This window comes from Mannheimia cairinae, from assembly GCF_028649535.1.
Taxonomy (GTDB): domain Bacteria; phylum Pseudomonadota; class Gammaproteobacteria; order Enterobacterales; family Pasteurellaceae; genus Mannheimia; species Mannheimia cairinae.
Map to the genome: position 1 here is coordinate 383,983 of NZ_JAQSJE010000001.1, position 21,233 is coordinate 405,215.

The following is a 21,233-nucleotide window of genomic DNA, read 5'->3' on the forward strand; positions in this document are numbered from 1 at the left end:
TTCTAATCAAGAGAAAGTCTCTCTTCTCCAGCATAAATCGTTGCTTTTCCTTTACGAGTAAAAGCCAATAAAGTAAATTGATTATCAGTTGCCATTTTAACTGCCATTTCAGTTGTTGCTGAGATGGCACATAACATTTCAATACCAACCGCTAAACATTTTTGTACCATTTCGAAACTTGCTCGGCTTGTTACAAAAACAAAGCCTATCGGAAAATTCACCTTCGCATACCAACCAATTAGCTTATCTAAAGCAACGTGACGGCCAACATCTTCTCTTATCGCAAGCAATTCCCCTTCAGGACTAAAAAAAGCAGCAGCGTGGCTTGCACCTGTTTCTTTAGATAGAGACTGTGCCTTTTCTAATTGTGCTAAACAGTTTTCTAAAATTAGCGGATTAATAGGTTGCAAGCGGTTATTTTTTTTAACAATTTTGCAACTTTGATTAATTTGCTCCAACTGTTCCACCCCACAGATGCCGCACCCTGTTCTACCCGCCATTGAACGACGTTTATCTTTTAATAACACAAATTGACGAGTTGAGATTTCAAGCTGAATTTCAATGCCTGTCGGTTGTTCTATTACATCTAAACCATATAATTCTTGAGGGGAGTTTAAAATGCCTTCAGCTAAGGAAAATCCTAGAGCGAAGTCTTCTAAATCTGATGGTGTTGTCATCATTACGGTATGCGAAATACCATTATAAACTAGTGCAACCGGCACTTCCGAAATTAAATTATCTTCACAATCCTGTCTTTCTAGCCCGCTAATTGAAAATGATAATTTTTTGGCACTTTTTTTTGTGATCTTATTCACAATATTTATTATTCCTTGTTTAAAAAGTAGTTTATTTTGTTAAAAAGTTGTATCATAAATAGGATAAATTTGGTTTAAATCAAATTTCCTTCAGATTTTACCAATTTACTTAAAAAAGAGTATATCTATTTCCTTGTTCAAGGAGGAAAATGATACACCTCTTCGATCAAATTATTAACTTGTTTTGATCAAATTTTGTCTTTTTATTCTCACAAACGTGATTTAGGAGTGATTATGCAGATCTCAAGACGGAAGTTCTTTAAGGTCTGTGCAGGTGGTATGGCGGGTACGTCAGCTGCAATGCTAGGTTTTGCACCAGCAACAGCTCTTGCTGCCCCTAGAGAGTATAAACTCTTACGAGCCAAAGAGACTCGTCAAACCTGTACTTACTGCGCAGTAGGCTGTGGTATGATAATGTATAGCTTAGGCGGCGAAGCTATGAATAGTAAAGGGAAGCTTTTCCACATTGAAGGCGACTCTGACCATCCTGTAAGCCGTGGAGCATTATGTCCAAAAGGTGCCGGTGCATTAGACTATGTAAATAGCGATCGCCGTGTACACTATCCTGAGGTACGTGAACCTGGTTCAACAGAGTGGAAACGTATTTCTTGGCACGAAGCAATCGAACGTATTGCTCGCCACATCAAAAATGACCGAGATGAAAACTTTGTTACTCATAACGCTGAAGGCTTAGAAGTAAACCGTTGGCTAACCGCAGGTTTCCTAGCTGGTTCTGCGTGTAGTAATGAAACGGGAATTATCACTCAGAAGTGGATTCGCTCCCTTGGAATGATTTTTACCGACAACCAAGCGAGTATCTGACACGGACCAACGGTAGCAAGTCTTGCTCCATCATTTGGTCGCGGTGCGATGACCAACCACTGGGTTGATATTAAAAACTCCGATTTAGTAATCGTAATGGGCGGTAACGCAGCTGAAGCTCACCCTGTTGGCTTCCGTTGGGCTGTTGAAGCGAAGAAACAAAACGGTGCGAAGTTAATGGTGGTTGATCCACGCTTTAACCGTAGTGCTGCTGTCGCTGACATCTATATGCCATTACGTCCAGGTACGGATATTGCCTTCCTATCAGGTGTAATTAACTACCTTCTAACAAATGATAAAATTCAACACGAATATGTTCGTCACTATACAAATGCAAGCTTCTTAATTAACGAAGGCTTTAAATTTGAAGATGGCCTATTTACCGGCTATGACGAAGCAACTCGTACCTATAAAGATAAATCTACTTGGGCATACCAAATGGATGAAGAAGGCAATCCAAAACGTGATTTAACCCTTCAAGATCCAAGATGTGTTATCAATGTCTTAAAAGACCACGTTTCTCGCTATACGCCAGAAATGGTTGAACGTATTACTGGTACACCACAAAAAGATTTCCACATTTTCTGTGAAGAAATTGCAAAAACAGCTTCACCAGAAAAAGCGGCAACATTCTTATATGCTTTAGGTTGGACTCAACATACTGTTGGTGCACAAAACATCCGTTCGATGGCAATGATTCAGTTACTTTGCGGTAACATCGGTGTTGCTGGTGGTGGGGTAAACGCACTACGTGGACACTCAAACGTACAAGGTATTACAGACTTAGGTTTATTCCCTGCTCGTTTACCAGCTTACTTACCATTACCAACAGAAGCAGATACCAGTTTAGAATCATTCTTAAACCGTATTACACCAAAAGCATTAGGTCAAAACCAAGTAAACTATTGGGCAAATACACCTAAATTTATGGTGAGTATGCTTAAATCGTTCTATGGTGATAAAGCAACTGCAGAAAATGAATTTGGCTACCATTTCTTACCAAAACTACAAAAAGGTGGTACGGATCACTTCCGTTTCATCGAAGATATGTATCAAGGTAAAGTTAATGGTTATTTCTGCCAAGGTATGAACCCTATTGCGTCTTACCCGAATTCTCAGAAAATTATCAAAGCATTAAGTAACTTGAAATATTTAGTTATTTTTGACCCGCTTATTACTGATACATCTGAGTTCTGGAAAAACTACGGCGAATTTAACAATGTAAAAACAGAAGAAATTCAAACAGAAGTATTCCGTTTACCAACAACTTGTTTCGCTGAAGAGAATGGTTCTATCGCTAACTCTGGTCGTTGGTTACAATGGCACTGGAAAGCTTCTGAACCACCACACGAAGCTAAGCCAGATGTAGATATTCTCTCTGAATTACGTGCAGAATTAATCCACCTTTATCATAAAGAAGGCGGAAAAGCACCGCTTGAACCATTAGAAGCGATGACCTGGAATTATGTGGATCCACTAGAGCCAAAACCAGAAGAAATTGCAAAAGAAAACAATGGTTATGCATTAGAAGATCTCAAAGATGCTAATGGTAATATCATCCTGAAAAAAGGTGAATTATTATCAAGCTTTGCACAAATGCGTGATGATGGTACAACGTCTGGAGCTTGTTGGATCTATACCGGTCAATGGACAGAAAAAGGTAACCAAATGGCAAACCGTGATAACTCAGACCCTTCAGGTTTAGGTAACACATTAGGTTGGGCATTTGCGTGGCCGGCAAACCGTCGTATTTTATACAACCGTGCTTCTGCGGACTTAAATGGTAATCCTTGGAATCCAAAACGCCAATTAGTGAAATGGAATGGTAAAAACTGGAACTATGTGGATGTTGCTGACTTTGGTACAGCACCACCAAATAGCCCAACAATGCCATTTATTATGCAACCTGAGGGGGTGAGTGGTTTATTCGTTCGTGAGCGTATGGTTGATGGTCCGTTCCCAGAACACTATGAACCATTAGAAACACCGATTGGTACGAATCCACTTCACCCGAATGTGATTTCAAGCCCAGTTGCCCGAGTATTACCAACAGATAAAGAAGATTTAGGTACATCGGCAGATTTCCCATATGTGGGAACAACTTACCGATTAACTGAGCACTTCCACTATTGGACGAAGAATGCACTAATCAACGTTATCGCTCAACCAGAACAATTTGTTGAGATTGGTGATAAATTAGCGGCAGAAAAAGGCATTAACAATGGTGATAAAGTTCGTGTTTGGTCTAAACGTGGCGAAATTAAAGCTGTTGCGGTCGTTACAAAACGTATTCGTTCATTAGTGTCTGATGGCAAACCAATTCATACGATTGGTATTCCTATTCACTGGGGCTTTGCTGCGACAACTGGTGCGAAAAAAGGTTATTTTGCAAATAACTTAACTGTTCGTTCAGGTGAGCCAAACTCTAATACACCAGAGTCGAAATGTATGTTGTTAAATATTGAGAAAATTGGAGGCTAGAAATGGGTGTAGTTCAATCACAAAACATTATTAAAGCTTCCGCAACATCAGGCTTAACACCTGCACCACAAGCTCGTTCTCATCAAATTGAAGTTGCAAAACTCATTGATGTAACCACTTGTATCGGCTGTAAAGCTTGTCAAGTTGGCTGTTCAGAGTGGAATGACATCCGCTCTGATATCGATGCCGCTTGTGTAGGTGTTTATGACAACCCTGCAGATCTTAATGCAAAAGCTTGGACAGTGATGAAATTCAACGAAGTTGAAGAAAATGATCGTCTAGAATGGTTAATTCGTAAAGATGGTTGTATGCATTGTACTGAGCCTGGTTGTTTAAAAGCTTGCCCAGCACCGGGGGCTATTATTCAATACGCAAACGGTATTGTTGATTTCCAATCAGACAAATGTATCGGCTGTGGTTACTGTATTGCTGGTTGTCCGTTCAATATTCCTAGAATGAACCCTGAAGACAACCGTGTATATAAATGTACACTTTGTGTTGATCGTGTAGCTGTAGGTCAAGAACCGGCTTGTGTGAAAACTTGCCCGACAGGTGCAATTCGTTTTGGCAGCAAAGAAGAAATGAAATTCTATGCTCAGCAACGTATTGCAGATCTGAAAGCTCGAGGTTACGAAAACGCAGGACTATACGATCCTGAAGGTGTCGGTGGTACTCACGTAATGTATGTATTACATCACGCAGACAAACCTGAGCTTTATTCTGGTCTTCCGAAAGATCCGAAAATTGATGTAACCGTAACATTATGGAAAGACATCTTAAAACCAGTTGCAGCAGTTGCATTAGGTGGCTTAGCATTAGCTGAAGTTGCTCACTATGTAACCATTGGTCCAAACACTGAAGAAGATGTTGAAGATCACGAAGAACACGATGAAAATGAAACAGGAGGAAAACATGAGTAAGAAATTCGAAATAACGAATGATACTAAAGTTGTTCGTCATAAACCTTTAGCTCGTGTTAGCCACTGGTTCTTAGTTATCTCGTTTTTTATGACAATGTTTACTGGTGTGGCATTTTTCTTCCCGGATTTTGCTTGGCTAACTGAAATTTTAGGTACACCTCAAATTGCACGTGCGGTTCACCCGTTCACTGGTATTGTAATGTTTATTGCATTCATTATTATGGCCTTCCTTTATTGGCACCATAATATTCCAGAGAAAAATGATATCCGCTGGGCAAAAGGCATTGTTGAAGTTCTAAAAGGTAACGAACATAAAGTTGCTGATAACGGTAAATATAACTTAGGTCAGAAATTACTATTCTGGACACTAATTCTTGCAATGTTTACCCTTCTAGCAACAGGAATTATTATGTGGAGACAATTCTTCTCTCACTACTTCTCAATTCCTGTGCTTAGAATTGCAATTTTACTTCACTCAACCAGTGCATTCTTGCTATTTACCGGTATCCTTGTTCATATTTATATGGCATTCTGGGTTAAAGGCTCAATCAGAGGTATGGTTGAAGGCTGGGTAACGGTTCGCTGGGCGAAGAAACACCACCCAAGATGGTATCGTGAAGAAGTTTTACCAGAGTTAGAAAAGAAAGTTGCTGAACAAAACAGTAAATAATAATTCAAAGTGCGGTACAATCACCGCACTTTTATTTTAGAGAGAATTATGAGTATCAAAATTTTACCTCAAGATGAAATTAAGCAAGCGGCTAGCTCATTTCAGCAGCCCGAGCTTTTATTTGCTAATCCTAAAAACCTTTATTCTCGCAGAGCAAAACGGTTACGAGAATTAGCAAAAGAAAACCCTTTCGGCGACTATATGGAATTCGCTGCTAATTTAGTTGATATTCAGTTAGAGTTGTTAGAAAGCCAACCTATTGCAAATTATTCAGAAAAAATAACCGCTTGCGTTGAGTTTACACAAGGCGATAAACCACTAAATGCTCAACACTTTCAGCGAACAGATGAATGGCGTAATTTGCTATTAGCTATTATTGAAAGATTTAAGCCTTATGCAAATAATACTATTCTTTCAACACTTGAATGGTTGGAAAAAGCCTCAAGTTCCGAACTTGAATCTCTTGCGGATAATTTACTTGGTGAACATTATGAACTTGTTGGAGCCGATAAAGCAGTCTTTATCTGGGCGGCTCTATCACTATATTGGGTGCAACTTGCACAACAGCTACCAAGAAATGTAAGACCTGAAGTCGGGCATAAACATTTATGTCCTGTTTGTAACTCAGCCCCTGTTACTAGTGTTATTCACTTTGGGGAAGCACAAGGATTGCGTTATCTGCATTGCTCTTTATGTGAAAGTGAATGGCATGTTGTTCGTGCAAAATGCACAAATTGTGATGAATCTGGGAAGCTGGATTATTGGAGTTTAGATAATGTTGAAGCCGCAGTTAAAGCGGAAAGCTGCGGAGACTGTCATTCCTATTTAAAAATATTATATCAAGACAAAGACTTTAATGTTGAGCCCGTGGCAGACGATCTCGCTACCCTTTTCTTAGACTCAGAAATGGAACAAAAAGGCTTTTCTAGAAGTGCATTAAATCCATTCCTATTTCAAGTTGAGTAATCTACCATACTAAAAACAAAAACGGAGCCTTGCTCCGTTTTATTATTTATTTCGGGAAAGATACCTTTTTAGTCTCACAGCGATTTTCAATAATTTCTTTGTCAGACATAAATGCATACCGACATTGAGATTTAAAATATTGAATCTCAGACTCATCTAAAATTCGCTGTGCCCCAACACGCAATTCCTCCATAGAGAAGCTACTAACCTCTCCCTCTTCTTGCTTGCTCGCATTTGGCTGCTTTAAGATCTTGCGTTCAGAGACTTTAACTGCAATTTTATCTAACTGTTGATTGGCACTCACTAACCTATTTGATGAAATTGTCTCATTTGCATATACAATAGCATTTTCAGCAAATAGGAAACCAATAATATAAAAACCAGGAAAAGTTTTCATTATTATTACCCTAAAATGAGCCACAATAAAATTAATGTGGCTAATATTCTATTATATTTAACGTCAAACTAACTAACGCATAGTAACAAATTCTTCAGAACCAGTTGGATGAATAGCTACTGTATTATCAAAATCAGCTTTTGTAGCCCCCATTTTAATCGCAACGGCAAAACCTTGGATCATTTCATCAACACCAAAACCAATGCCGTGTAACCCTACTACTTTTTCATCTTTACCAACACAAACTAATTTCATTCGGCAAGGCTGGCGATGCTGAGTGACTGCAGTGTACATCGCAGTAAAAGAGGATTTATACACTTTTACATTTTCTTCACCATATTGCTCTATCGCTTGTGGCTCTGTTAAACCTACTGTACCGATAGGTGGGTGGCTAAATACTACCGTAGGCACTAAATTGTAATCTAAATGCTCATTTGGTTTATTATTAAATAAACGTTCTGATAATCTGCGACCCGCAGCAACAGCAACAGGTGTTAATTCAATACCACCTTCAATAATATCGCCTACTGCATAAATATTTGGTACATTGGTATCTTGGAATTTATCCACTTTAATAAAGCCACGATCATTAGTTGCAACACCTGTTACTTCTAGATTAATAACATCAGTTGCTGGCTCACGTCCTATCGCCCAAACTAAAGTTTCGACAGTTGTTTCACGGCCATCTTCTAATTTAAGTGTTAAAGAACCATCTGCATTTTTAACAACTTCTTGAGGAATAGCTTGTGTATGAAGCTCAATACCATCTTGTGCTAATACTTCAACTAATGTTTCAACAATTAACGGATCTTGATTACGCATAGGTGCGTGTTTACGTACAAATAAATGCGTTTGAACACCAAGACTATTAAATACGCCTGCTAACTCTACGGCAATATAACCCGCACCAACAATAGCAATGCTTTTTGGCAACGCATTTAATTCAAATACACCATCTGAAGTAATGCCATATTCAGCCCCCTTAATTGACGGAATAGATGGACGTCCACCTGTTGCAATTAAAATGTGATCTGCTGTAACTTCTTCAGTTGAGCCATCTGCGTAACTTACTTCAATCGTTTTAGTATCTTTAAAACGAGCAAAACCATTTAAAACATCTACATTATTTTTGCCTAATACATTGCCATAAGAGGTGTGAATTCTACCAATATAGGCTTGGCGGCTTTCAACAAGTTTCGCATAATCAAAATTTTTAACAGTTACATCAAAGCCGTAATCAGGTGCGTAGCTATTAATTGCTTCTGCAATTTGTGCCCCATAAAACATTACTTTTTTAGGTACACAGCCAACATTTACACAAGTACCACCTAAATGTTTAGCTTCAATAATTGCACATTTTTGCCCATAACTTGCCGCACGATTGATAGAAGCAATACCTCCACTGCCGCCACCGATAGCAATATAATTATAGTGTTTTGCCATAATAATTCCTTAACTTATATTCTAAAAAGCGAGCTATTCTAATCACTTTTATAAAAAAAGCATTAAATTTTTGTAATAGGTTTGTGCCTCTAAATGCTGCATATTTAGCATTTTGTTACTCTATGTCATTATTAATGCTGATATAAGGAAATAAATAATCGCCAAATACCACATTGTTGTATCAAGCTTGAAATGTTAATAAATTCGTAATTATAAGCAGCGGAGAGCAAAAATAATTTGCTTGAAATGTTAGCACAAACACAATTTCTGTATCTATATCGCTCTATAAAATAACAATAAAAACACAAACGGTCAAATTCTAACAATTTTTTGCAAAAAAATTAAGAGATTCGACCGCTTGTATTTTAATATTAACTATTCTTAACTATTTTTTAAATTCTTTACCATTATTCCACGATACAGTATAAGCTAATGGCAAACGACAGCTCGGCAATGCAGGGTTTGAAGCTTTCCCGATAGCTAATAGCATTACTGGTGCATAGCGTGTTGCATCAACATCTAATAATGCTAGAACAGCTTTACGGTCAAAGATACCTATTGCGTGAGTATCATAACCTCGGTCTTTTGCAATTAACATTAATTGCATTGCCGCTAAGCTTGAATCAATAAGCACTTGATCCCGAATTTCTTCTGGTTTAGCTTGATTATGAACGCTCAATAAAAAGTCAAAATTACGATCACGAAAATTTGAATGTAAACATCCCATTTCTACAGAATGATCTAAAATATCGCCTAATAATTTCTCATATTGTAAATCGGCAAATATTGCAATCACAGCAGAAGCTGTTTCGCAAGGTGGACCATTAAATGCAACGTTTTTCGACAATTCGTTTTTAATCGTTTCATCATCCACAACAACAAATCGCCAAGGCTGTAAATTTGCTTTTGAAGGGGCTAATTGTGCTAAAGATAACATTTCTTCTAATTCAGTGCGGCTAATCTTAACATTGCTACTAAAGGCCTTAATGGTTTTACGTTGTTCAATAACATTCTTTAATTCCATCTTCTTCTCCTATTTGTTACTTACGATAATTTAAATAGTCTATCGCCTAGCAGAATGAAATGTAATAATTGAAAAGGGGTATTCAGAGAGTTTGTTGAGATAAGTCAAAATCAAGAAAAAATAACAAAGGGGAATCGAAAATCTCCTCTCATTTTTAGTTTGCCCAAGCCTCTTCTGTGAGCAATTTACCAAAATGGCTTTCAATTAAGCGTTTAGTTATTTGATGTTGTGGATCAAGTAAAATTTCTTTTGTTGCCCCATATTCCACAATTTCCCCATTTTGCATTACCATTAATTTATCGGCAATATGCTTAATTAGCCCTAAATTTTGTCCAACATAAATATAAGAAATACCTTGCTTTTGCTGAACATTTAACAATAAATTGGTTAATTGTGTTTTTACCGAAAAATCAAGCGAACTCATTGTATCATCTGCAATAATAATTTCTGGCTCCAAAATTAAGGCTCTTGCAAGTGCTACACGCTGTTTTTGCCCGCTTGATGCTTCAGAAATAGGAATTAGTGCGTGTTCTGGGTACATTCCGACTAAACGCAATGTATTAAAAATACGCTCGTTACGTTGCTCTTCGGTTAAATCTGTTGCCAGTCTTAATGGTGCATCTAAAATTTGTCCAATATTATAATTTGGATCAAAAGCATCATTTGGATCTTGCAACATCATTCGAATATGTTTTGCCCGATATTTATAGTCGCCAAAAGAGAGTGTATTCCCTCTAAAAATTAACATTCCAGACGTTGGCTCAACAATACCTGCAATCATCTTCGCTAATGTTGATTTCCCACCTCCATTTTCACCAATAATAGCGAGTGTTTCTTTACGATTTAAGCTAAAAGAAACGTTTTTCACTGCATAAAAATCTTGCTTATGAAAGAGGCTGACACGTTCAACAAAACGTTTATTAAGGTTGTGGACTTCTAATAATGCCATAAACTGTATAAGTGAATATGAAAATAAGCGTAGTTTACCCTAAACAGAATTAAAATCTAGCGACAACAGAAGCTTTCACAAAAAGAAAAGCGGTAATATTTTTAGCAAATATTACCGCTTGTAAGCATATTTTTTAATTATGCATAAACAGGTAAGCGTTTACAAATATCTAATACTTTTGCTTTAGTATCTGCAATCACTTGTTCGTGATTATCTTTACCGATACTTTCTAATACATCGCACATCCAACCTGCTAACGCAGCAACATCTTCTTCTTTAAAGCCACGGCGAGTAACTGATGGTGTACCAACACGAATGCCAGATGTCACAAACGGTTTTTGTGGATCATTCGGTACAGAGTTTTTATTCACGGTAATATTTGCCGCACCTAAAGCCGCATCAGCTGCTTTACCCGTTAAACCTTGTTTTACAAAACTCACGAGGAATAAATGGTTTTCTGTACCATTTGATACCACATCAAAATCACGTTGTTTAAAGACTTCAACCATTGCTTTTGCATTTTTAACCACTTGTTGTTGGTATGCTTTAAACTCAGGCTCTAATGCTTCTTTAAAGCAAACTGCTTTTGCTGCAATCACGTGCATTAACGGACCGCCTTGACCAGCTGGGAATACGGCTGATTGTAGTTTTTTATAAATTTCTTCATCGCCTGCTGCTGATAAAATTAAACCACCACGAGGTCCTGCTAATGTTTTGTGCGTTGTTGTTGTCACTACGTGTGCGTGCGGAAGTGGGTTTGGGTAAACTCCAGCTGCAATTAAACCCGCTACGTGAGCCATATCTACAAATAAATAAGCACCGACTTCATCTGCAATTTCACGCATTTTTGCCCAATCAATTACTTGAGAATAAGCGGAGAAACCTGCAACGATCATCTTAGGTTTTACGTCTTGTGCTTGTTTGCGTAATGCATCGTAATCAATTAAACCTTCATCAGTAATGCCATACTGTTCCGCTTTATAAATTTTACCAGAAAAACTCACCGAAGCACCGTGCGTTAAATGCCCACCATGTGCAAGGCTCATACCTAAAATCGTATCACCTGGGTTTAATAATGCCATATAAACAGCTGCATTTGCTTGAGAGCCTGAATGTGGCTGCACGTTAGCATAATCTGCACCAAATAACTCTTTTGCACGGTCAATCGCTAATTGCTCGACAATATCAACGTACTCACAGCCGCCGTAATAACGTTTACCTGGGTAGCCTTCCGCATATTTATTGGTTAATTGAGATCCTTGTGCCTGCATTACACGCGGGCTTGCGTAGTTTTCTGAAGCAATTAATTCAATATGTTCTTCTTGGCGACGATCTTCATCTAAAATCGCTTGCCATAAAACCGAATCATAATCTGCAATATTCATATCACGCTTTAACATTGAGTACCCCCATAATCTTAAGTAAACGTTTGCGTATGTTGTTTTCCCGTACATTTTACGCATTTTTTAATAGGATAGATAGTGTTATTTACATAAAAATAATATTTAAAATTTCAATAAACAAGCGGTCGTATTTTTGCCAAATTTTACCAAAAAAACGGCTGCTAGCTTCTTAAAATAACTTACTCGCCCAGCCTAATTTTGAGCCTAATACGGTAAAGTAGTTATAATCTTTTAGGTGTAATAGCTGTAATTTATCGATGCTTTTCCGTACCAACACTCTATCTTCAGGAGTAAATGGTAAAGCGACTTGCCCATCACAAATTACTTCTAATTCTGAGGTTATTTGTTTAGAAAAACGCAACGAAATATGGCTGTCTCCATCAACAACTAACGGGCGAGAAGATAGCGTATGCGGGTGCATTGGTACTAATGCAATCGCATTCATATTTGGGGTAAGAATAGGCCCGCCTGCAGAAAGAGAATAAGCCGTTGATCCCGTTGGAGTAGAGACAATTAAACCATCTGCCCGCTGAGAAAAAGCAAATTTACCATCAATATAAACTTCAAATTCAATAATGCGAGCAATTTGGCTTGGGTGAATTACAATCTCATTTAACGCATTATTTGAAGAGATAATTTTGCCATTTCGTTCAACACAAGCTTCAAGTAAAAAACGCTCTTCAATTACAAATTCATTTTTCATTAAACAACTATAAAGTTGCTCAAAGGCAGTCTGAGGAGCGATGTCAGTTAGAAAGCCTAAATTGCCACGATTAATACCAATAAGTGGCACTCGATATTTTGCTAATGCTCGAGCCATTCCTAGCATATTACCATCGCCACCAATAACTATTACTAATTCTGCACGCTGGCCAATTTCATCTAATGAATAACTTTCATCAAGCTGCAGTTGCTCTGCCACGCTGTTCTCAACCAAAATCGTATAATTGCGATCTTTTAACCAATTATAAACCGTTAAGTGAGTCTCCAAAGCGTTATTATGGCGAGGAGTACCAACTATGGCGATAACTTCAAATGGCTTTTGCTGATTCATCTTTTTCCCCTATTTTGCCTTTAAAGAGTATGCGTTTGATACCATTGGTTTAACAAAATACCTGCATTAACCGCTACATTCAAACCGCTATTTAGTGGGTTATTAAAAGAGAGCTGAACCGTCGTATCTTCTTCGTAAACAATTTCGCTTGCCGGAATTTCACTTAATACGAAAACCACTTTCTCGGCCAATTTTACTTTTGTTAGTGCTGTTGCCTGCTTGTGGCGAGTTAAATGGACGATTTGGTAGCCTGCTTGACGTAATTGCACAAGAGCAATCTGTTTGTTTTTCGTTTCTAATGCCCGAACAAACTCTAATCCACCTTCGGCAACACGGGCAGCGGCACTGGAATTGAGCGTATCCACATTTTCCGTAATAATGCCCTTCACACCATAAAATGCACAGGTACGCACGATACCACCTACATTCTGAGCGTTATTAACACCATCAAGTAATACCAAGCAATCTTGTTTTTTCGGTACTTGTAAATAACCGTCTAATACAAAAGAAGCGGATTTTTTCACTAATAAGCACATATCGCCGTGATGTTCAGTGCCGGTTACACGCTCCATTTCGGCACGATCTATTACGTGATAGGCTTTTTTATGCTCAGCTAAATAGCTCATTAGATCACCTAATTTTTTTGCTCCTTCAACCGTCGCCCATAAACGCACAATAGATTCCGGACGTTGCTGGAATAAGGTAATACACGCATTTTCACCATACACTTTCATTTCTTCGGCTCGGTTTTTCTTAATTTTTTCAGGGGCTCGAGGCGAAAGCGGGCCTGTTTTTTTCTCTTTAACCGCCGAATTTCCACCTTTCACCCAAATTTGTACATTACCTTCTCCACTGGCTTTTCTGCCTTCGGTTGGATAAATCTGTTCTGGGCGGTGATTTTCTTCTCGATTAAAACGAGGTTTACGGCTATCTCTACGATTTTCTGTGCGATTTTCTCTATATTCGGTGTTTTTTTCTGAAAAGCGAGGAGAACGTTCATTAAATTTACGTTCATCTTTTGTTTTAAAGCGTGCTTTATCACTATTTTCTTTAAATTTGAATTGCATTTTAATACCTAATTGATGGCTAAAGTTAATGCTATTATAATGAATTTAGGTTACAAGCGGTTAGAAAAAGCAACTTTTTTGCAAAATTTTTTACTGATTAGACCGCTTGTTATTTCTTTATTTGACTACTTTCTTTATAATCAAATCCTTTATTACGTTCTTTAAAATCTGGTGGAAATATGAACCCAATGTTAAACATTGCTATTCGTGCTGCACGAAAAGCAGGCAATATTATTGCCAAAGGCTATGAACAATCGCCTCAAGATACTCAGGTATCACAAAAAAATACAAATGATTATGTAACAGAAATTGATAAAGCAGCTGAAGCTGCGATTATTGATGTTATTCGCAAATCTTATCCAGATCATTCGATCGTAACTGAAGAGTCTGGCATCTTAAACGGTAGCAATGAAAATGTGCAATGGGTAATAGATCCATTAGATGGCACAACTAACTTCGTAAAACGCTTACCTCATTTTTCTGTTTCTATCGCTATTCGTGAAAATGGACGCACAACTGTCGGCGTGATTTACGATCCTATCCGTAATGAGCTTTTCACAGCAGTACGTGGCGAAGGAGCAAAACTAAATGAATTCCGCTTACGTGTAGATGCCGAACGCCGTGATCTCAAAAGTGCAGTTTTGGCAACGGGTTTCCCTTTCAAAGTAATAAGACACCGCCCTGCACACCTTAATATGCTTGAAGCATTAATGAATAATGGTGTTGCCGATTTCCGCCGTACAGGATCTGCTGCATTAGATTTAGCTTATGTGGCAGCTGGTCGTGTTGATGCGTTCTTTGAAATTGGCTTAAAACCTTGGGACTTTGCGGCGGGCGAATTAATCGCACGTGAAGCAGGTGCTATTGTCACTAACTTTGTAGGCGGTACAGATTACTTAAAATCTGGTAACTTAGTGGTTGGAAACGGACGTGTAGTAAAAGAAATTTTAAACAGTATTCAACCAACTTTAACTGAAGAATTAAAAGCCTAATTTAAACTGGTTTTATTAATAAATAAATTTAAATGCACTTTTATATGTGCTTAATTGGAATATCTATTATTCCTGATTAAATGTGGATTATAAACATTATGCAAAAGAAGTATCCCCTGTTAAGCGAAATCAACTCGCCAGAAGATTTACGTTTACTTTCTAAAGAGCAACTTCAAACAGTTGTAGATGAACTTCGAGCTTATTTATTAGAATCTGTAAGCCAATCTAGTGGACATTTAGCTTCTGGCTTGGGTGTAGTAGAACTCACGGTTGCATTGCATTATGTTTATCAAACCCCATTTGATCAACTTATTTGGGACGTTGGGCACCAAGCTTATCCACACAAAATCTTAACGGGTCGTCGTGACCAAATGCACACGATTCGCCAGAAAGACGGTATTCACTCTTTCCCTTGGCGTGAAGAAAGCCCTTATGATGTGTTAAGCGTTGGTCACTCCTCTACTTCTATTAGTGCTGGTTTAGGTATTGCTGTTGCGGCTGAAAAAGAAAACGCAGGCCGTAAAACTGTGTGTGTAATTGGCGATGGAGCAATTACTGCCGGTATGGCATTTGAAGCATTAAACCACGCAGGTGCTTTGCATACCGATATGCTCGTTATCTTAAATGATAATGAAATGTCTATTTCTGAAAATGTTGGGGCATTAAATAATCATTTAGCTCGTATTTTCTCTGGCTCACTTTATACTTCTGTGCGTGATAGTAGCAAAAAAATTCTTGATAAAGTTCCGACAATTAAGAATTTTATGAAAAAAAGTGAAGAACATATGAAAGGTGTAATTTTTTCGCCTGAAAGTACCCTATTTGAAGAGTTAGGCTTTAACTACATCGGCCCGATTGACGGACACAATATTGAGGAGTTAGTCAAAACGCTTAGCAATATGCGAGAGTTAAAAGGCCCGCAATTCCTACATATCCGTACTAAAAAAGGCAAAGGCTACACACCGGCAGAAAACGATCCTATCGGTTATCACGGTGTACCTAAATTTGACCCGACGAGTAGCGAACTACCAAAATCGAAGGCACTTCCAACCTACTCTAATATCTTTGGTGATTGGTTGTGCGAGATGGCCGAACAAGATCCAAAACTTATCGGCATTACCCCTGCAATGCGTGAAGGCTCGGGAATGGTGGAATTTTCAAAACGTTTTCCTGAACAATATTTTGATGTTGCTATTGCCGAACAACACGCAGTGACTTTTGGTGCAGGCTTGGCGATTGCAGGCTATAAACCAGTGGTGGCAATCTATTCGAGCTTCTTGCAACGTGCTTACGATCAGCTTATTCACGATGTGGCAATTCAAAACTTACCCGTTATTTTTGCCATTGACCGAGCGGGTATTGTTGGTGCAGACGGGCAAACTCACCAAGGTGCTTTCGATTTAAGCTTTATGCGTTGTATTCCTAATATGACTATTATGGCACCGAGTGATGAAAATGAAATGCGTCAAATGCTCTATACCGCTTATACAATGAATACCCCAACGGCTATTCGTTACCCTCGTGGTAATGCGAAAGGTGTTGAGCTACAACCGATGCAACCATTAGAATTAGGCAAAGCCAATATTATTCGAGAAGGCAAAAAAGTTGCAATTTTAAACTTCGGGGCTTTACTGGACGAAGCGAAAATTGTGGCAGAAAAACACGATTATACCTTAGTTGATATGCGTTTTATTAAACCATTAGATGAAGACCTACTCCAGAAAATGGCTGATTCACACGAAGTTTTAGTTGCCCTTGAAGAAAATGCTATTCAAGGCGGTGCAGGTAGCTTTGTGAATGAATACTTGCAAAGTATCGGCAAAATTAAACCGCTTGTAATGCTTGGTATTCCTGACTTCTTCGTACCACAATCCACCCAAGCGGAAGCTTATGCTGATCTAAAATTAGATGCTAAAGGTATCGAAGCTAAAATTCAAAAGCTCTATTCTTAATATATAAAAATCCCCTTTTTAAAGGGGATTTTTGATACACCTCACATTTTTAAGAAAATATTCACATAAAACTAACAATTTATTTTACTTTATCCGCACTCCTACTTACAATAAATCGCCTTTTCGTAATTTATATCAAAAGGTCTCCTTGTCTTATCTAAATTTATAGGATTTATATTATGTTGTGGTTCTTTTTCTGCGTAGCGGTACTTGTACTAGGCTACTTTGTTTATGGAAAAATCATTGAAAAGATCTTCGTGATTAATCCAAAAAGACAAACACCCGCTTATTCAATGAATGATGGTGTTGACTATATGCCAATGTCTAAGACAAAAATTTGGCTTATTCAATTATTAAATATTGCGGGAACTGGCCCAATTTTTGGTCCTATTCTTGGTGCATTATATGGCCCTGTTGCAATGTTATGGATTGTTCTTGGCTGTATCTTTGCTGGTGCGGTACACGACTATTTCTGCGGTATGCTAAGTATCCGTAATGGTGGTGCGACAATGCCTAACCTTGCAGGTAAATTCTTAGGTCGTCCAGTTAAAGTATTTATCAATGTGATGGCATTAATCTTACTTTTATTAGTTGGTGTAGTATTCGTTGCAAGCCCTGCACAACTATTAGGTACGATCACAATGGACTTCGTTGGTGCATCTGGTGCAATCAATGTAACAAATGCTGAAGATTTACATCAAGCTGTTGAAGCAAGTAACCTTACTGTTTGGGGAATGGATAAAGCGACTGTTATTTCAGTCTGGACATTAATTATTTTCTGTTACTATATCGTTGCAACATTATTACCAATCGACAAAATTATCGGACGTATCTACCCAATATTTGGTGCATTATTGCTATTTATGTCTGTAGGTATGGTTTACGGTTTAATTACTGCACATTTAAGTGCAGCAGATCCGATTGAATTCTTCCGTACAATCAATGCTGACGGTCAAGGTTTAACTTGGGAAAAATTCACTCAAAACTTCCAAGTGAAAGGTGATGTTCCTATTTGGCCATTACTATTTTTAACAATCTCTTGTGGTGCATTATCTGGTTTCCACGCAACACAAACACCATTAATGGCTCGTTGTGCACAAAATGAAAAAGAAGGTCGCTTTATTTTCTACGGTGCAATGATCACTGAAGGTGTGATTGCATTAGTATGGTGTATGGTTGGTCTTGCATTCTATGAAAACCCACAAGCATTACAAGATGCAATCTCTGCTGGTTCGCCATCTAAAGTAGTATATGATAGCTCATTACACTTCTTAGGCTTTATTGGTGGTATTTTCGCTGTATTAGGTGTTGTAGTATTACCTATTACTTCTGGCGATACAGCATTCCGTGCCGCTCGTTTACAATTAGCAGAAATCTTTGGTTTAGAACAACGTTCATTAGTAAAACGTTTATATATTGCAATTCCATTATTTGTACTAGGCTTTATCGTATCAAAAGTGGACTTCAGCGTATTATGGCGTTACTTCACTTGGGCAAACCAAATGACTGCAATGGTAATGTTATGGACTGCGGCTGCATACTTATATCGTTATAATAAATTCCACTGGGTGTGCTCAATCCCTGCTTGGTTTATTACAACAGTATGTGGTACCTATCTTGCAAATAACAAAATCGGCTTCGGCTTAGATTACCAATTATCTGTTTATATTGGTTTTGCAATTACTATTGTTTGTATTATTTGTTTCTTCACGCTTATTAAGCCTTTTGCTGAGCGTGATGAAGATGCTTATGTTACAAACTAATCGCTTGATTTAGATATAAAAAATGGGGACAATTTAGTCCCCATTTTTCTTGGTTTTATTATGCGATTTTTTGATACACACACACATCTAGATTATTTATCTGAAAGCTTAAATTTAAGTATTTCTACGCTTGTAGAAAATGCAAAACAAGCTCAAGTCGAACGAATACTTATTGTTGCAGTATTTGCAGAAAATTTTGCAAAAGTAACCGCTTGTGCAAAAGAAAAACCAGAAAACTTAGTCTATGGATTAGGGCTTCACCCACTTTATATAAAACAACATAGCATACAACATTTAGATTTATTAGAAAATCTACTAAGCCAGAAAGATCCTCAATGTACCGCAATAGCCGAAATAGGATTAGAAAAAGCAGTTGCTGAAGTTACCACTGAAAAATTATGGAAAAAGCAATGCGAATTTTTAGAAGCTCAGCTTGCTTTAGCTAAACAATTTGCCCTTCCTGTTAATTTACACTCTAGAAAAAGCCACGACCAACTTTATACTTTTCTAAAAAAAGTCCAACTCCCACAGACTGGTGTTGTTCACGGTTTTTCAGGAAGTTACGAACAAGCAAAACGATTTGTGGATTTAGGCTATAAAATTGGTATAGGCGGAACTATTACTTATGCCAGAGCGAATAAGACTCGGGAAACTATTCGCAGGCTCCCATTAGAAAGCCTATTACTTGAAACAGATTCCCCCGATATGCCAGTATTTGGATTTCAAGGTGAGCCCAACCGCCCTGAAAGACTTTTAGTTAGTTTTCGCTCACTTTGTGAATTACGTCAAGAGTCTCCACAATTTATTGCCGATACTATTTGGCAAAATAGTAATAATCTATTTTCCCGACAAAATAAGCTTTAAAAATGTGGCTTTACCTATATAAGATGAAAAAGGTAAAATATAAATTAGGTTGCGATTTTTCGCTATTCGCTCGTAAATAAGCGGAAATATCCATCTTTTAAGGAGATTTCATTGCAAACAACCAAATTTTATTCCCTTTACTCTGGTATCTTTTTCCTCTTTTTTGGCTACGGCTTATTCCTTAACTCTGCAGGGATCAAGCTGGCTGAACTTGGTGTTACTGACATTATTATCGGTTTACTGAATGCCGCATTCTTTGTAGGTGCTGCATTAAGTACGATTTTTGCCCACAGAATTGTTTCAAGTGTCGGACATATTCGCTCCTTTAGTGTATTTTGTGCAGTCTTCGCTGTTGCTGCACTTAGCCATATGATGATTGATAGCCTCTGGGCGTGGGGAATATTACGGATTATTTTAGGCTTCTGCCACTACAGCTTACTGCTCCTCGTTGAAAGTTGGATGAGTGAAAAAACCAACACGGATAATCGTGGTAAAGTGTTAGCTACTTACAATATTATTTTCTATATTGCCTTTATTCTTGGGGTAAGTCTATTAAGCTTAGAGCTAAGCAGTAACAATATTTTTACCCTGGCGACCATATTAGTAGTTATGTCGATGATTCCTATCGCACTAACAAAAATGGTTCAGCCAGATATTCCTGAACGCCAAAGAATTAGCGTGCCTCGCTTATTTGCTATTTCGCCATTAGCCTTAATTACCAGTTTTATTAGCGGAATGTTAGTCAATGGCTTCTTTACAATGGTATCGGTCTTTATGCTGAAATTTAGCTTTTCATTAGGCGAAATTTCACTCTATTTAATGATGTCTATGGTTGGGGGCTTTATTAGCCAGTTACCGATGGCAAGCTTATCTAACCGCATAGGCAGACGAAATGCCATTTTAGCCTGTGCTGTTATGGCTACCATTACCTCACTGGCTGGGCTATTTTTAATTTTACAAGAAAATTTGACCGCTTGGATACAATACCTCGTCGCCTTTCTATTTGGTTGTAGCTTGTTTAGCTTATATGCGTTAAGTATTGCTCGTGCTAACGATGAATTACCGAATAATATGAATACAGTTGAAGTAAGCCGAGGATTATTATTTTGCTATGGTATCGGTGCATTAGTTGCCCCGCCATTACTAGGTTTATCAATGGACATTTCTGCTGAATATGGTTTTTATGCCTTATTTGGTTTATTTTCGCTTCTCTTATTAGTTTGTGCCGCTTTAACCAAACCAATTCCGAAAGCAGAACGTGTGGATATGCAGCTAACAACACCAATTGCAACTGCAAGTACAGTTGAAGAGATAGAAATTGTTGAAGAGGAACTTGTTCCATTTGATGAAACAGCAGTACAAGAATATCAAACTCAACTTGAAAATATTGAAGAAGAGCCAGATACAGAAGAAATTCAAACGGTTGAAGAGACAGTGCAATCTGATAATATTCAAATATCCACAGAAAATCAAAATAATGATGAAGATCAAAGTAGTGCAGAAAGTCAAATAGACCAAGACATTCAGCCTTTAGAAAAAACAAAAACACTTTAATGAGTGATTTTTCTTCTTTTTAATTTTATGCTAAAATCCCCTCGCTTTGATTGCCCGTTTGTAAGGGTAATCATAAGCGAGAAATCATTTGCAAAAA

General features: G+C 37.9%; 17 protein-coding genes. 9 read left to right on the plus strand and 8 right to left on the minus strand.

Annotated elements, in window-relative coordinates; translation table 11 throughout:
* Window positions 1–2: 2 nt before the first annotated feature.
* Window positions 3–815, minus strand: a complete 813-nt coding sequence (fdhD, locus tag PTQ27_RS01935; RefSeq protein WP_434802814.1) for a formate dehydrogenase accessory sulfurtransferase FdhD — start codon at window positions 813–815, stop codon at window positions 3–5.
* 234 nt (window positions 816–1,049) lie between these two features.
* Between fdhD and fdnG the strand changes: the two genes are divergently transcribed.
* From fdnG to fdhE, 4 genes are read left to right on the plus strand one after another with little or no spacing between them, the layout of a single operon-like run.
* Window positions 1,050–4,118, plus strand: coding sequence for a formate dehydrogenase-N subunit alpha (gene fdnG, locus PTQ27_RS01940; RefSeq protein ID WP_273748286.1), 3,069 nt, complete (start codon window positions 1,050–1,052; stop codon window positions 4,116–4,118).
* 2 nt (window positions 4,119–4,120) lie between these two features.
* The gene (gene fdxH, locus PTQ27_RS01945) at window positions 4,121–5,038 is read left to right on the plus strand and encodes a formate dehydrogenase subunit beta (RefSeq protein WP_273748285.1); all 918 of its coding nucleotides are present in this window, start codon (window positions 4,121–4,123) and stop codon (window positions 5,036–5,038) included.
* A complete protein-coding gene (locus tag PTQ27_RS01950; RefSeq protein WP_273748284.1) occupies window positions 5,031–5,708 on the plus strand; it encodes a formate dehydrogenase subunit gamma in 678 nt (225 codons plus the stop codon). Before fdxH ends, PTQ27_RS01950 begins: the two co-directional genes overlap by 8 nt.
* A 48-nt stretch (window positions 5,709–5,756) precedes the next feature.
* Window positions 5,757–6,674 carry a formate dehydrogenase accessory protein FdhE gene (fdhE, locus tag PTQ27_RS01955; RefSeq protein ID WP_273748283.1) on the plus strand — a complete coding sequence of 306 codons (918 nt, stop codon included), beginning with the start codon at window positions 5,757–5,759 and terminating at the stop codon, window positions 6,672–6,674.
* Window positions 6,675–6,720: 46 nt separating this feature from the next.
* Here the strand turns inward: fdhE and PTQ27_RS01960 are convergent, their stop codons facing one another.
* The 7 genes from PTQ27_RS01960 to PTQ27_RS01990 form a co-directional block, all read right to left on the minus strand.
* Window positions 6,721–7,071 (minus strand): hypothetical protein, encoded by a 351-nt coding sequence (locus PTQ27_RS01960; protein ID WP_273748282.1) that lies wholly within the window; start codon window positions 7,069–7,071, stop codon window positions 6,721–6,723.
* Window positions 7,072–7,143: 72 nt separating this feature from the next.
* The gene (gene gorA / locus PTQ27_RS01965) at window positions 7,144–8,514 is read right to left on the minus strand and encodes a glutathione-disulfide reductase (RefSeq protein WP_273748281.1); all 1,371 of its coding nucleotides are present in this window, start codon (window positions 8,512–8,514) and stop codon (window positions 7,144–7,146) included.
* A gap of 385 nt (window positions 8,515–8,899) precedes the next feature.
* Window positions 8,900–9,538, minus strand: coding sequence for a nitroreductase family protein (locus PTQ27_RS01970; RefSeq protein WP_273748280.1), 639 nt, complete (start codon window positions 9,536–9,538; stop codon window positions 8,900–8,902).
* 154 nt (window positions 9,539–9,692) lie between these two features.
* Window positions 9,693–10,487 (minus strand): peptide ABC transporter ATP-binding protein, encoded by a 795-nt coding sequence (locus PTQ27_RS01975; protein ID WP_273748279.1) that lies wholly within the window; start codon window positions 10,485–10,487, stop codon window positions 9,693–9,695.
* 137 nt (window positions 10,488–10,624) lie between these two features.
* The gene (gene glyA / locus PTQ27_RS01980) at window positions 10,625–11,887 is read right to left on the minus strand and encodes a serine hydroxymethyltransferase (RefSeq protein WP_273748278.1); all 1,263 of its coding nucleotides are present in this window, start codon (window positions 11,885–11,887) and stop codon (window positions 10,625–10,627) included.
* Window positions 11,888–12,059: 172 nt separating this feature from the next.
* Window positions 12,060–12,944: an NAD(+) kinase gene (locus tag PTQ27_RS01985; protein ID WP_273748277.1), complete on the minus strand. Its 885-nt coding sequence runs from the start codon at window positions 12,942–12,944 to the stop codon at window positions 12,060–12,062.
* A gap of 20 nt (window positions 12,945–12,964) precedes the next feature.
* Window positions 12,965–14,011 carry a TrmH family RNA methyltransferase gene (locus PTQ27_RS01990; protein WP_273748276.1) on the minus strand — a complete coding sequence of 349 codons (1,047 nt, stop codon included), beginning with the start codon at window positions 14,009–14,011 and terminating at the stop codon, window positions 12,965–12,967.
* Between the two features lie 179 nt (window positions 14,012–14,190).
* Between PTQ27_RS01990 and suhB the strand changes: the two genes are divergently transcribed.
* From suhB to PTQ27_RS02015, 5 genes are all read left to right on the plus strand, one after another.
* Complete coding sequence (suhB, locus tag PTQ27_RS01995; RefSeq protein WP_273748275.1) at window positions 14,191–15,003, plus strand: inositol-1-monophosphatase; 813 nt, start codon at window positions 14,191–14,193, stop codon at window positions 15,001–15,003.
* Between the two features lie 98 nt (window positions 15,004–15,101).
* Complete coding sequence (gene dxs, locus PTQ27_RS02000) at window positions 15,102–16,955, plus strand: 1-deoxy-D-xylulose-5-phosphate synthase (RefSeq protein ID WP_273771104.1); 1,854 nt, start codon at window positions 15,102–15,104, stop codon at window positions 16,953–16,955.
* A 179-nt stretch (window positions 16,956–17,134) separates the two neighbouring features.
* Complete coding sequence (locus tag PTQ27_RS02005) at window positions 17,135–18,718, plus strand: carbon starvation CstA family protein (protein WP_273748273.1); 1,584 nt, start codon at window positions 17,135–17,137, stop codon at window positions 18,716–18,718.
* 60 nt (window positions 18,719–18,778) lie between these two features.
* On the plus strand, window positions 18,779–19,582 hold the full coding sequence (locus tag PTQ27_RS02010) for a TatD family hydrolase (RefSeq protein ID WP_273748272.1): 804 nt from the start codon (window positions 18,779–18,781) through the stop codon (window positions 19,580–19,582).
* Between the two features lie 111 nt (window positions 19,583–19,693).
* Window positions 19,694–21,136 carry an MFS transporter gene (locus PTQ27_RS02015; protein ID WP_273748271.1) on the plus strand — a complete coding sequence of 481 codons (1,443 nt, stop codon included), beginning with the start codon at window positions 19,694–19,696 and terminating at the stop codon, window positions 21,134–21,136.
* Window positions 21,137–21,233 lie beyond the last annotated feature (97 nt).

Coding starts and splice junctions, on each gene's coding strand:
- PTQ27_RS01950 (WP_273748284.1), top strand. CDS start 5,031: ATGAGTAAGAAATTCGAAATAACGAATGATACTAAAGTTGTTCGTCAT.
- PTQ27_RS01975 (WP_273748279.1), bottom strand. CDS start 10,487: ATGGCATTATTAGAAGTCCACAACCTTAATAAACGTTTTGTTGAACGT.
- gorA (WP_273748281.1), bottom strand. CDS start 8,514: ATGGCAAAACACTATAATTATATTGCTATCGGTGGCGGCAGTGGAGGT.
- PTQ27_RS02010 (WP_273748272.1), top strand. CDS start 18,779: ATGCGATTTTTTGATACACACACACATCTAGATTATTTATCTGAAAGC.
- PTQ27_RS01960 (WP_273748282.1), bottom strand. CDS start 7,071: ATGAAAACTTTTCCTGGTTTTTATATTATTGGTTTCCTATTTGCTGAA.
- PTQ27_RS01985 (WP_273748277.1), bottom strand. CDS start 12,944: ATGAATCAGCAAAAGCCATTTGAAGTTATCGCCATAGTTGGTACTCCT.
- suhB (WP_273748275.1), top strand. CDS start 14,191: ATGAACCCAATGTTAAACATTGCTATTCGTGCTGCACGAAAAGCAGGC.
- fdhE (WP_273748283.1), top strand. CDS start 5,757: ATGAGTATCAAAATTTTACCTCAAGATGAAATTAAGCAAGCGGCTAGC.
- glyA (WP_273748278.1), bottom strand. CDS start 11,887: ATGTTAAAGCGTGATATGAATATTGCAGATTATGATTCGGTTTTATGG.
- PTQ27_RS01970 (WP_273748280.1), bottom strand. CDS start 9,538: ATGGAATTAAAGAATGTTATTGAACAACGTAAAACCATTAAGGCCTTT.
- fdxH (WP_273748285.1), top strand. CDS start 4,121: ATGGGTGTAGTTCAATCACAAAACATTATTAAAGCTTCCGCAACATCA.
- PTQ27_RS01990 (WP_273748276.1), bottom strand. CDS start 14,011: ATGCAATTCAAATTTAAAGAAAATAGTGATAAAGCACGCTTTAAAACA.
- dxs (WP_273771104.1), top strand. CDS start 15,102: ATGCAAAAGAAGTATCCCCTGTTAAGCGAAATCAACTCGCCAGAAGAT.
- PTQ27_RS02005 (WP_273748273.1), top strand. CDS start 17,135: ATGTTGTGGTTCTTTTTCTGCGTAGCGGTACTTGTACTAGGCTACTTT.